11 protein-coding genes are annotated in these 11534 nt (G+C 39.5%); 2 read left to right on the forward strand and 9 right to left on the reverse strand.

Annotated elements, in window-relative coordinates:
- Nucleotides 1-92: 92 nt before the first annotated feature.
- The 6 genes from betA to PALI_RS19140 form a co-directional block, all read right to left on the reverse strand.
- Nucleotides 93-1760, reverse strand: a complete 1668-nt coding sequence (gene betA / locus PALI_RS19115; RefSeq protein ID WP_193156627.1) for a choline dehydrogenase — start codon at nucleotides 1758-1760, stop codon at nucleotides 93-95.
- A gap of 11 nt (nucleotides 1761-1771) precedes the next feature.
- Nucleotides 1772-3235, reverse strand: a complete 1464-nt coding sequence (gene betB, locus PALI_RS19120; RefSeq protein WP_193156628.1) for a betaine-aldehyde dehydrogenase — start codon at nucleotides 3233-3235, stop codon at nucleotides 1772-1774.
- Between the two features lies 1 nt (nucleotide 3236).
- Nucleotides 3237-3812, reverse strand: coding sequence for a transcriptional regulator BetI (gene betI, locus PALI_RS19125; protein ID WP_193156629.1), 576 nt, complete (start codon nucleotides 3810-3812; stop codon nucleotides 3237-3239).
- A 409-nt stretch (nucleotides 3813-4221) separates the two neighbouring features.
- Nucleotides 4222-4527 (reverse strand): hypothetical protein, encoded by a 306-nt coding sequence (locus PALI_RS19130; protein WP_193156630.1) that lies wholly within the window; start codon nucleotides 4525-4527, stop codon nucleotides 4222-4224.
- Complete coding sequence (locus PALI_RS19135; RefSeq protein WP_008169639.1) at nucleotides 4527-4784, reverse strand: DUF3081 domain-containing protein; 258 nt, start codon at nucleotides 4782-4784, stop codon at nucleotides 4527-4529. The genes PALI_RS19130 and PALI_RS19135 overlap by 1 nt, the downstream gene beginning before the upstream one ends.
- Nucleotides 4785-4868: 84 nt before the next feature.
- Nucleotides 4869-5684 (reverse strand): helix-turn-helix domain-containing protein, encoded by an 816-nt coding sequence (locus tag PALI_RS19140; protein ID WP_138584472.1) that lies wholly within the window; start codon nucleotides 5682-5684, stop codon nucleotides 4869-4871.
- A gap of 85 nt (nucleotides 5685-5769) precedes the next feature.
- Between PALI_RS19140 and PALI_RS19145 the strand changes: the two genes are divergently transcribed.
- Nucleotides 5770-6669 carry a redoxin family protein gene (locus PALI_RS19145; protein ID WP_171037461.1) on the forward strand — a complete coding sequence of 300 codons (900 nt, stop codon included), beginning with the start codon at nucleotides 5770-5772 and terminating at the stop codon, nucleotides 6667-6669.
- A gap of 63 nt (nucleotides 6670-6732) precedes the next feature.
- Nucleotides 6733-8013 carry a flavohemoglobin expression-modulating QEGLA motif protein gene (locus PALI_RS19150; protein ID WP_193156631.1) on the forward strand — a complete coding sequence of 427 codons (1281 nt, stop codon included), beginning with the start codon at nucleotides 6733-6735 and terminating at the stop codon, nucleotides 8011-8013.
- A 276-nt stretch (nucleotides 8014-8289) separates the two neighbouring features.
- Here the strand turns inward: PALI_RS19150 and PALI_RS19155 are convergent, their stop codons facing one another.
- The 3 genes from PALI_RS19155 to astD all read right to left on the reverse strand — a co-directional run bounded on the left by PALI_RS19155 (nucleotide 8290) and on the right by astD (nucleotide 11533).
- On the reverse strand, nucleotides 8290-9135 hold the full coding sequence (locus PALI_RS19155) for a hypothetical protein (RefSeq protein WP_193156632.1): 846 nt from the start codon (nucleotides 9133-9135) through the stop codon (nucleotides 8290-8292).
- 100 nt (nucleotides 9136-9235) lie between these two features.
- Nucleotides 9236-10039 carry a DUF1338 domain-containing protein gene (locus tag PALI_RS19160; protein WP_193156633.1) on the reverse strand — a complete coding sequence of 268 codons (804 nt, stop codon included), beginning with the start codon at nucleotides 10037-10039 and terminating at the stop codon, nucleotides 9236-9238.
- 27 nt (nucleotides 10040-10066) lie between these two features.
- The gene (astD, locus tag PALI_RS19165; protein ID WP_193156634.1) at nucleotides 10067-11533 is read right to left on the reverse strand and encodes a succinylglutamate-semialdehyde dehydrogenase; all 1467 of its coding nucleotides are present in this window, start codon (nucleotides 11531-11533) and stop codon (nucleotides 10067-10069) included.
- Nucleotide 11534: the final 1 nt, after the last annotated feature.

The following is an 11534-nucleotide window of genomic DNA, read 5'->3' on the forward strand; positions in this document are numbered from 1 at the left end:
CATAAACACAACGTAACCTATTTACATCGTGTGCCACTGCAAGGCATGCATTGATTTAGCCCGACGAGGCTAAATCAAGCACATGGCTAAAGTTAGAACTGTGTACTACGTTGCGTTTCTTGCCAATTTGACGTTATGGCAACATTCACATCCGATTTTGGTAATGGCTTGTTCCCTAAAATTATATCTGCCGCTTTTTCGGCAACCATAATGGTTGGTGCATTCAAGTTTCCGTTAGGAACGGTTGGGAATATAGATGAGTCAACAACACGTAATCCTTCAATACCATGTACTTGCGTATTTGAGTTAACAACGGCCATATCATCTTCACCCATTTTGCACGAGCAAGAAGGGTGGTAGGCACTTTCTACAGCTTGGCGTACAAAGGCATCTATTTCTTCATCTGTTTGAATATGTTTACCTGGTTGAATTTCTTCATCGCGGTATTCATCAAAGGCACTTTGCTCGATTATGTCGCGTGTTAAGCGAACGCACGCTCTAAAGCCTTCAATATCATCTTGATGTTCAAGGTAATTAAATAAAATCGTTGGTGGTTGCTCAGGGTTCGCTGAAGCAATTATTACACTACCACGGCTTTTTGGTTTGTTATGGCCAACATGTACCTGAAAACCATGACCTGCAAATGCACTTCGTCCATCGTAACGCATAGCCGCTGGTAAAAAGTGATACTGAATATCTGGCCATTCAACGCCTGGTTTTGAGCGAATAAACGCACACGATTCGAAATGATTCGTTGCACCTAAACCCGAACGCGTTAATAACCAGCGCGCGCCAATTAACCCTTTTGAAATAAGCCCTAATTTGCCATTTAGCGTGATTGGCTGCTTACATTTGTATTGAAAGTAAAATTCGAGATGATCTTGTAAATTTTGACCAACACCTGGTAGATGATGCTGTACTTCAACGCCTGCTTTTTCAAGCGCTTGAGTATCACCAATACCAGAAAGTTGTAAAATATGTGGAGAGCCGATTGGGCCTGCACTTAATATAACGTCTTTTGCAGCATGCGCGGTTTTAACATCGCCATTTACTTTGTATTCAATGCCAGTGGCTTTTTTACCATCTAAAATCACGCGTTGTGCCAGTGCACCTGTAATAATCGTTAAATTACTACGCGATTTAACAGGGTCTAAATACTCACGAGACGCAGAGCTGCGCACGCCGTCTTTAACGGTCATGTGCATTGGGCCAAAACCCTCTTGCTGCGACGCGTTGTAGTCATCGCTAGAAGCATAACCGGCTTGTACACCTGCTTTTATAAACGTGCGGTAAAGCGGGTTTTTCATTTCGTTGCCGTTATTAACGCCAAGCGGGCCTTTGCCACCACGGTAAGTATTTTCACCAAGGTAAAAGCTTTCTGCTTTTTGAAAATACGGTAAACATGATTGGTAATCCCAACCCTCAGCACCGTGTTGTTGCCATTCGTCAAAGTCTTTAGCGTGACCGCGTACATACACCATGCCATTAATAGATGACGAACCGCCTAATACTTTGCCTCGTGGACAATGCATCTCACGGTTATCTAAATGAGGCTCTGGTTGTGTATGAAACTGCCATGCGTATTTGTCACTATTCATTGGGATAGATAACGCGGTTGGCATTTTTATAAAAATGCTTTTATCACTGCCACCGGTTTCAAGTAACAAAACACGGTTACTTGAATCTTCAGACAAGCGATTTGCTAAAACACAACCCGCCGAGCCTGCGCCAACAATAATATAGTCGTAATGATTACTCATAGTTAGGCGCCTTAAAATGGACTTTCTATGTCGGCCATACCAACATAAATAGATTTGGTTTGCGTGTATTGATCAAGTGTTTGAATACCATTCTCGCGGCCAATACCCGATTGCTTATAACCGCCAACGGGCATTTCAGCAGGTGAGTTACCGTAAGCATTGATCCAACAAATGCCAGCTTGTAGTTGATGAATAACGCGGTGCGCACGTTTGATATCGGTAGTAAATACGCCAGCCGCTAAGCCTAGGTGTGTACCGTTAGCGCGTGCAATCACATCGTCTTCATCGTCAAAAACAAGCACGCTCATTACTGGACCAAATATTTCTTCTTTAACGATAGTCATCTCGTCATTACAATCAATAAACACAGTTGGTGCTACAAAGTATCCATTAGGTGCAGATTCAGGTGAAAGCGTTGTACCACCGGTTAGTAGTGTTGCGCCTTCTTCAATACCTTTATGAACGTAGCTCATTACTAGGTCTTGGTGCTTTTTAGAAATAAGTGCGCCAAAGTTTGTATTTAAATCTTGTGGGTCGCCAGCAATAATGTTTTTCTCAGTGCGCGCTTTAAGCTCATCAATAAACTGCTGATAGATATTTTTATGAACGTAAATACGTGTACAGTTAGTACAAATTTCGCCTTGCGTATAAAAATTACCTAGCATAGCGGCGCTAACCGCTTGCTCAATGTTGGCATCATCAAATACTAATAGTGGAGATTTACCACCGAGTTCCATCGTGACATCTTTTAACGTACCGGCAGCACTTGCCACTACCTTTTTGCCTGTACCCACTTCACCCGTGAAGGATACTTTGTCAATCTCGCTATGCTGCGTTAGCCACTGGCCTACATCGCCCGCGCCTTGAACAACATTAAACACACCTGCAGGTACGCCAGCTTCAACAAATACTTCTGCAAGTTTAAGAGCGCCCAGTGGCGTTTCTTCTGATGGTTTGAATATAAATGCATTACCCGCTGCAAGAGCAGGGCCCGACTTCCAACATGCAATTTGTAGTGGGTAGTTCCATGCACCAATACCCGCACAAATACCTAATGGTTCTTTACGTGTGTAGTAAAAGTCATTACCAACCATTTGCTGTTGGCCAACTTGTGCTGGCGCCAAGCCTGCAAAGTATTCAATTACATCAGCGCCAGTTTCAATATCAACACAATTTGCTTCTTGCATTGGTTTACCTGTGTCGAGTACTTCGACTAGTGCTAGCTCATCGTTGCGCTCGCGTAAAATAGCCACTGCTTTTAATAAAATACGGCTACGCTCGATTGGCGACATTGCTGACCACTGGGCAAAACCTTGTTTTGCACTTTCAATAGCTGCGTTTTGAATAAATTCGTCGGCAATTTCTACTGCGTAAATAACTTCGCCTGTTGCAGGGTTTGTTACATCAAATGTTTTGCCGCTCTGGTTTGCAAGGAAATGGCCGTTAATAAAATTTTGATAGACAGGTGTAGTCACGCTAAGCTCCATATTGCTTTATAAGTGAAAGTACGTAGTTTTTTGCTAACTTTTCACTGTGTTTAAACTGATTATTGTCTGACTTGCTCAGTACTGCTCTTAACCATAGGCCATCAATCATTGCGGCGCTAAGTTCTGCAGCTTGTTTTGCTTGCTCAGTAGGCATTAATTGCTTAAAAGAAAATGCTAAATTACTTTGCAAGCGTTTACTGTTTACGTTTTGTAATCTGTGTAGCTCTTCGTCATGCATCGATTGCGCCCAAAAACTTAACCACGTTCGGGTTGTATCATTACGCTGCTGTACAAGTGCAAAGTTGGCTTCAATAATAAACATTAAACGTTCAATGGCATTTGTTTGACAGCTGACCTTGCCTATCAAATCTTGCTTTAAGCTTGTTAATAAGTACCTTACAGTGGCTTCAATGAGCCCCTGCTTACCACCAAAATAATGACTTATTATGCCTGACGATAAACCCGCATTTTTACTAATGCTGTTTATAGTTGTCCCTTGCAGTCCTTTATTAGCAACTGACTCTATAGTGGCGTCAATTAACTGCTGACGCCTGACCGGTTCCATTCCTACTTTAGGCATAATTTTTATTAATTGAACGTTCAATAAAGATAAGCTTAAGGTAATAGCTCTAACAATTCAAGGCTGTACTGAACATATAGATGCCAAAGTGTAGACAATTTATTAATGTTTTTATAACTAATGAGTCAAGCGCTAGAATTTTCAACCCGATTTAAAGTAAATAAAAACAATGGGTTAAATTAATTGTGATTGCACATATACAGAGTAACGATTTCTTTACTGATATAAGCAGGTAAAAAGATTAAAAAATCGTTAGTAGGTTAATAGTTAGAGTGCTAATAGTATTGTTTTAATACAACCAAAAGTAAAAGGGCTAATTACTTAGTGTTCTAATAAATAGCAGTCAAGCATAATATGTGTATTTAAATTGCGCATTAAACACGGGGATAGGGGATTAAACACGACTGATAACGCCTTTAAAAAGTAATGGGTAGCGTCTTAGCCTGTTGCCAATATAGTCATCAGCTAAAATTTGCTGACAGATAAAGTTAATGTCTGTACTTGCTTCGAAAACCCAATCAAAGCGCTCTATAGCCAGCAAGAACCCACGCTTTAAATGAGTTTGAGAGCGGTATTGTTCTAGGTTGTTTTGAATAATTGATATTTTGCTTGGATCGGCTCGAAGCTCTTCTACTACTTGGTTAATAAAAGTAGTATTGAGCTTACTGGTAGGGCGGTTTCTTATTTTTCGTAGATGCATTAGCTCTCGTTTGCAATGTTATATAATTTTTTTAAAAAGTCGTCTTTATGCTTTTCATGTTCGTAGTCAAGGTGGTAGGTGTTATGAAAACCAAAGCGCAGTTCAACACCACTACCTTGTAAATATACCGTATAGCCATCTACGTCTGAATAAGCTGTAACACCCTGATAATGTTTACCTTCATCAGTCATTTCACCTTTTTGGATGATACGTTCATACACGGCCAAAATTTGTTTGTTATCGAGTTCATTTTTCATGTGCATTCCTTAGTTTTATTATGCTACGTGTAAAACTTTTAATTGGTTTACTTTACAAGTAATTACATTGAAATTATTTATAATTTAGGCGGTTTTGTGCTTTATCTGTCGATAATTTGCAGGCGTTACACCGATTATTTTTTTGAACTGATTAGTAAAGTGTGCCTGATCAAAGTAATTTAATGTTAAAGCAAGCTCGGCTAGTGGTAAATTGGGTTGTGTTTTTATAGCCTGCATCGCCAGCTTTGCTTTTATTATTTGAGAGCATTGTCGAAAGTTCATACCTATATACTCGGCAAATAAACGCTCAATTTTTTTTGTATGTAAGCCCGTTTTAGTACTCAAATCATCTAGCGTTAAATTCCCACACATTTTACTCACTATACCAAGTAATGATTGGCTAATGTGTTGCTGTGCAATATTTATTGTTTTTGTGTGCAGATGAGCTGTAAAAAAGCCATTTAAAAAGTGGACTTGTGCGCAAAAGGAGTCATGGTTAGCTAGTTGATCATACATATAATTAGTTGAAAATGTGCATACATCTGTAGTAATTAAATCTCTAATATCTTTAGCCTGAAAGTCGGTGAATAATTTTGTCGCAGCAGGTTTAAACCTTACACCTAGCGCATCAATGTTTTTTGTTAAATTTAGCTTCTGTGACTGAAAAAATGTGGTGCAGATATAACCGTCACTATCTAAACGAGAGTCGTTAATTGTGAGTGGTTGTTGAAAGTTAAATATTATTCCCGAAGCACAGTCAGAGTGCAAAAAATGGGTTGTTTTGGGAGCATACTCGGTACTTTTTATACACCAATAGCTGTCAATAAAGGAGCTTAATACTGGACTGACACTTGCTTTTTGAAAGCCATCTAATGCTATCGGTTGTGCGTTAGGTATCACGATTAATCTCCTTATTACATGTCGTAATCTTACAATACCACAGTTTATCGTAATGATATTCTGCTTTTACTTTAAGGAGATATATATGAGAAATAAAGTGATTAGTTGTTTAGTTGGGCTAATTTTATTCAGCATTTGCCATACGATAAAAGCAACTGAACCATCACTCGTTTTACAAAGTGAATTAGGCGAGCAAATTAGTTTGGATGACTATGTAGGTAAAAAGCCCACCTATTTGAAATTTTGGGCAACGTGGTGCGCGCCTTGTATGGAGCAAATGCCACACTTCGAACGAGCATTTGAAGTATATGGAGATAAAATACAGTTCATCGCGATCAATATCGATTTAAACGAAACTCAAAAAGCGATTCAAAGCGTTAAGAAAAAATTTGGTTTGAGTATGCCGATGATGACAGATAATGCGGGGCGCGTGGCGCAATATTATCAATTTTTAGGAACCCCTTATCATGTGCTACTAGATCGAACTGGTAAAGTTATTTATCAAGGACATGATGCAGATAGCGCATTGAATAAAACCCTTAAATTATTATCACACGATGGCCTTAGCAAACAAACCCAACTTTTAGCTGCCCAAGGTAGACATCAGCCTGCGTTGCTGCGCATACCCGAGAAGGGGATCAAAGGGGTGTATTTTACCGCAGCATGGTGCGATTGGTATTTAGCTGACTCGCGACCAAGCATGTCTAAAAACTGTATTAATGGACAAAGCCAAGTAAATCGATTGTTTAAGCAAGGATTTACAATTGAATCACGTATTAGTCAGCTATGGACAGATGCGCATGCGGCGACAGAGTATATTACTAAATTTAATGTTCGACACCCAATCAGTATTGATTTTGGTAATGAACTATTTATTGAAAATAGCATATCAATTGTGCCCACTTTGATTATTTATAAAGATGGTAAAATAATCGAACGGATCACTGATTTTTCAACGCACATTAGTCTTGAAAATATTCAATAATTCACTTTGAGAATCGCGTATTCTAACCTATGCTCTAAGCTCATTTTTTGTTGAGCTTAGAGCATGATAGACAAGGCGTTACTACTTAAAACTCGTGAGTTATCCGATCAACTAATTGTCCTGCAAACACCGATCAGGATACTTGATGCAATCAATTGGGATAAACAAACTAAGGAGGAGTTTTTTAGGCAAAAATGCCAAAAAAACCCACTTATCGATCGCGCATATTACCAACAGCGCGACCTCGGTTTTGTACCTAGTGAGCTGCGCCAAGCGTTTTCTACTTTGCACCGCAACATTATTAACCAATTGGGGCAGTTAAATCCGATTGCTCAATACATGGGAAAAATGTGTACTGAGTATAAAACAGTATTGAGTATGCTTGAGTATCGTGGCACGCCAGAATTTCATGATTTATCGGTGGAGTTGTTTGGCCATCCTAAAGACTTATTTCACGCAGGTGAGCCATCACTTTCCGAGCTTGCTAATATGTTAGATAAACCATTAAAAAACTTGCTCGTCGCTGACATATTACCTGATGATCCTAAAAATATTGATGCAGTTGATGCTGTACGCATTTTGTCAGAGCAAGTTAATGCGAGTATGGCGGGGATAAATGTAGAGGTCATGCTTAGCGATGGTATTGTTAGTGATGCAGCGGCGGGCGCTAATAATATTAAGCTTAATCAAGATGTAAAATTCTCCCAACGTGAGCTGGATATTTTAGAAGTACACGAAGGGTGGATACATGTTGGCACAACTCAAAATGGCTTAGCGCAGTCGTATTTAACGTGTTTAAGTAAAGGTACGCCTAGTTCTACCATTACTCAAGAAGGACTCGCTGTTTTAACCGAAATTATTACTTTAAAATCGACCCCTAGGCGCTTATCAAAATTAGTTAATCGTATTCAAGCCGTAACAAAAGTAATTGATGGGGCTGAGTTTGTCGATATTTACCGTGATTACGTAGCGCAAGGTTTATCAAAAGACGACAGCTATACACTCGCGCAGCGTGTTTTTAGAGGCAGTACAGCAACAGGTCTTCCTTTTACAAAAGATATTGCCTACATTAAAGGCTTTGTTTTGGTATATAACTTAATTCGAGTGGCAATTCAGCTTGGTCGAATCGATAGGCTGCCTTTATTACTGGTAGGTAAAATATCGATAGATGATTTTAGATTAATATCTCAACTACATGATTTAGGTGTAATAGAAAGCCCACAGTTTGTGCCACCACACTTTAAAGATTTACGCGGTTTAGCAACTTGGCTGAGCTTCGGTCGCTTTATTGGTGATTTATCGTTTGAAAAGTTAGAAAATGACTATAAACCGTTGTTTTTGTAATTTACTTGACCACTGGTTAGTTAAATCACTATTTGCATTCAGGGAACGTCTATTTACTTTTTAATATAAAAATAAAAACCGCAGTTGGGATGAGCAACTGCGTTTTAATTGTGTAATTACACCTATACGGTCACATATAGGGGCTGTAAGTTCTCAATTAAAACGCTCTTCGTGGAGCAATAGACCTTTAATACGAATACCTAACTGTTTCCGTAAGCAATAATTTCAATCGCCATTTTGGGTTACAGCCAAACATTAACTTATTGATGAATCAAGCTAATTGTTTATTTTAGTTATTGGTTTTAAAGGGGTTACATTATGTTTTGTTTCGTACACGTGCATCATGCGTTTAGCAGTATCTGCATCGAATCCGTCATAGTGAACTCCCTTAAGAAATTCATACATAGCGGGGGTACGCATATACTGATTAACTAAGGTTATTGCTTTTTCGCCTTCGACTGTTTGACTGCAAGCAAAGTAACCATTAATAAACTCAGGGTATTCACTTATTGAACGGCTATCTAGTTGGGCATATTGTTCGTCGGATAAAAATGATTTAACAGTATATTCATAGTCAACAATTATATCGATACGCTTATGTGTGAGTAGTTGTCCTAATTGTGCAAAGCTATCGGCACTATTTATAGAAGCGACTTGATGCTGATAATCTGCGAACATGGTATCAAGCTGTTGGTAGCTTGTTGAAGAAAGGATCCCAAATGTTTTATTATTAGAAAGTAGTTTGGAAACAGACACTGTTTCTGGTAGCCCTTGTAGGGTTTCTTTATACCCAAAAAGTTTACGCTGTACGAACATTGTTGTGGGTATTTCAGAGAACAAGAAAAGCTTTTCTCGTTGCTTTGTTTTAATCAAATTATAACTGCATACAGGCTGCGTTCCGGATAAACGCTTTATTAAGCGAGCATGGTTGGTCCATTCTGTGGTGATGTTAAATTCATCGCGTAGTATTTGTTGAAAAAGAGCATAAAAGCGTTTTTCAGCTGTACGCTCAGTCGTATCGTCATTGTACGCGCGGGACAATATAGTGAGTGAATATTGAGCATCAGCTAGGAGAGGTAAACTAAGTAAACTAATGAAAATACAACATTTTAAAATATTCATGCAATTTCCTTTTTGTTTAAAACTACCAAGAAATGCTTGAGTTGTCTTTATAAAAAAAGCCCATATGGGCTTTTTTTATACTTAAACACAACAGGTTCAATTAACGTGCGTTGGTACTTTCAAAAATTTTGTCAGCTGAGGCTGCTACAAAACCAGTATAAAGCTCGCCGTCTGCTTTAGGGTAACGAATCGCAAACTCATAAAAGCAGCTAGGAATGCTCATGTCACCATCACTAAATGTGACAGCGTAATCATCAGCAAGTGTTGATGATTGCTCAAGTAACACCTCTGGTGAGCCTTTAACCTCACCGCCTGATGTATTAAGTACAAAGCCGGCATCTTTTAGCGCTTGGTTAACGTCATGTATATTATTAAACTTAGCAAGCGTATTGATATTCACGGTAAAGTGATTAGCACGATAACCCCACGCTGACATCCACGCCGCGTATTCACTTTCGGCTAGCAATTGTTTATAAGTATCAGTACTTACTTTCCAATGCGTGCCTGAATACAAAAAGTTATCAGCAGTGACAGCACTTTCGTCAATTTGGCTTACCATATCGGTTACGATAGCTTGTAGCTCCGGCGAGCATTTTTCGACTAATAGCTCAGAAATAAACACTTTTGGCTGATTCGGATCGCTATGTTCATAGTGCTTTGCGTAAAGTTTTTTAGCTTCAAAGTGGTACTCACCACATTCTTTGTAACCAATAGCTAGAAAATGAGCGGCTAGCTTTTCAAGGCCTACTTTTTCAATATTGAATGTACGTAGCGCAATATGATCGTTAATGATGTCATCTTTTTGCGTTGAACCTAAAAGGTCATGAATTTTCTCGGCCGATGGCGTCACTGTTAAATAGTTGCTCCAAAGGTTATCAAATAATGTGTTTACATTAGAATGCATTTTAAATCCTTAAATTTGGTTATTTAGTTACTCTATTATTAAGCCCGGCGCGAGGGTTTTCGGTAAGCTCACTGTGTCTGATTCAACAGATGCAACAGGGTAAGCACAATAATCAGCAGCGTAATAGGCACTTGCTCTGTGGTTACCACTGGCACCTATTCCACCAAACGGTGCAGCACTAGAGGCGCCGGTAATAGGGCGATTCCAGTTAACAATACCGGCACGAATACGCTTTAAAAAGTGTGTGTAATCATCTTCGTTATCAGCTAGTAAACCAGCAGATAAACCAAAACTTGTGTTGTTAGCTTCAATAATTGCGTTGTCAAAATCAGTATAACGATATACTTTTACAAGCGGCCCAAAGTGCTCTTCATCGGGCATGTCAGTAATGCTTGTTACATCAATAATACCTGGGCTTACAAAGCCTGTACCTGGTTTTAATTGTTTTAGTTCAACAAGTATTTGCGCACCTTTTGAGACTAATTCATTTTGTGCGGTGACCATACCAAGGGCTGCTTTTTCGCTTATCATTGCACCCATAAAAGGCTGCTCTGTAGCAAAGCTGTCATCTACAACTATGTTTTTAGTCGCACTTATTAGCTTTTCTAAAATAGCATCGCCATTAAGTGATTTCTCAATAAATAAGCGGCGTGCACACGTACAGCGTTGACCTGAAGTGATAAAGCCTGATTGAATAATGTCGTGCACAGCAGCGCTCACATCACTCACGTTTTTTACAATAAGAGGATTATTGCCACCCATTTCGAGCGCTAATATTTTGCCTGGGTTTCCTGCAAATTGTTTATGCAATAGGTGTCCGGTGTTTGAGCTACCTGTAAAAAACAAGCCATCGATATCTTTATGAGAGGCAAGTGCTTTACCTGTTTCAATTTCACCTTGTACAAGGTTAATAACGCCTGCGGGTAAACCTGCTTTTAGCCAAAGAGAGAGGGTAAATTCTGCAACGTGCGGTGTAAGTTCTGATGGCTTAAATATCACGGTGTTGCCTGCTAAAATTGCAGGAACAATATGCCCGTTTGGTAAATGTCCAGGAAAGTTATACGGACCAAAAATAGCTACAACGCCATGCGGTTTGTGTCTAATAAACGCTTTAGCACCGGGCATAGGGTTTTCGGTTGTGCCAGTACGCTCATGGTACGCTTTAACTGAAATCGCTACTTTTCCTGTCATTGCGCCCACTTCGGTGCGCGTTTCCCATAATGGCTTACCTGTCTCGCGCGCAATTATGGTCGCAAATTCTTCGCTGTGTTCTTTTAATTGCGCTGCGAAGCTTTCAAGAATGACTATACGCTCTTCAAGCGGCTTGTCTGCCCATTGTATTTGCGCAGCTCTGGCTGCTTTTACCGCTGAATCGACTTGTTCAGCGTTTGCACCATTGCCGTGCCATACCCCATCGCCATTACTTGGATTAATTGACTCAAATGCTGGACCAAGGCCCACATGCCATTGGTTATTAATTAGATGTGTATTCATA

It is taken from the genome of Pseudoalteromonas aliena SW19, from assembly GCF_014905615.1.
In the GTDB taxonomy this organism is placed as follows: domain Bacteria; phylum Pseudomonadota; class Gammaproteobacteria; order Enterobacterales; family Alteromonadaceae; genus Pseudoalteromonas; species Pseudoalteromonas aliena.

Excerpts from the sequence above, each read along its gene's own strand:
- betI (WP_193156629.1), bottom strand. The coding sequence starts at position 3,812 with ATGGAACCGGTCAGGCGTCAGCAGTTAATTGACGCCACTATAGAGTCA.
- betA (WP_193156627.1), bottom strand. The coding sequence starts at position 1,760 with ATGAGTAATCATTACGACTATATTATTGTTGGCGCAGGCTCGGCGGGT.
- PALI_RS19135 (WP_008169639.1), bottom strand. The coding sequence starts at position 4,784 with ATGAAAAATGAACTCGATAACAAACAAATTTTGGCCGTGTATGAACGT.
- PALI_RS19145 (WP_171037461.1), top strand. The coding sequence starts at position 5,770 with ATGAGAAATAAAGTGATTAGTTGTTTAGTTGGGCTAATTTTATTCAGC.
- PALI_RS19160 (WP_193156633.1), bottom strand. The coding sequence starts at position 10,039 with ATGCATTCTAATGTAAACACATTATTTGATAACCTTTGGAGCAACTAT.
- PALI_RS19130 (WP_193156630.1), bottom strand. The coding sequence starts at position 4,527 with ATGCATCTACGAAAAATAAGAAACCGCCCTACCAGTAAGCTCAATACT.
- PALI_RS19155 (WP_193156632.1), bottom strand. The coding sequence starts at position 9,135 with ATGAATATTTTAAAATGTTGTATTTTCATTAGTTTACTTAGTTTACCT.
- PALI_RS19150 (WP_193156631.1), top strand. The coding sequence starts at position 6,733 with ATGATAGACAAGGCGTTACTACTTAAAACTCGTGAGTTATCCGATCAA.
- astD (WP_193156634.1), bottom strand. The coding sequence starts at position 11,533 with ATGAATACACATCTAATTAATAACCAATGGCATGTGGGCCTTGGTCCA.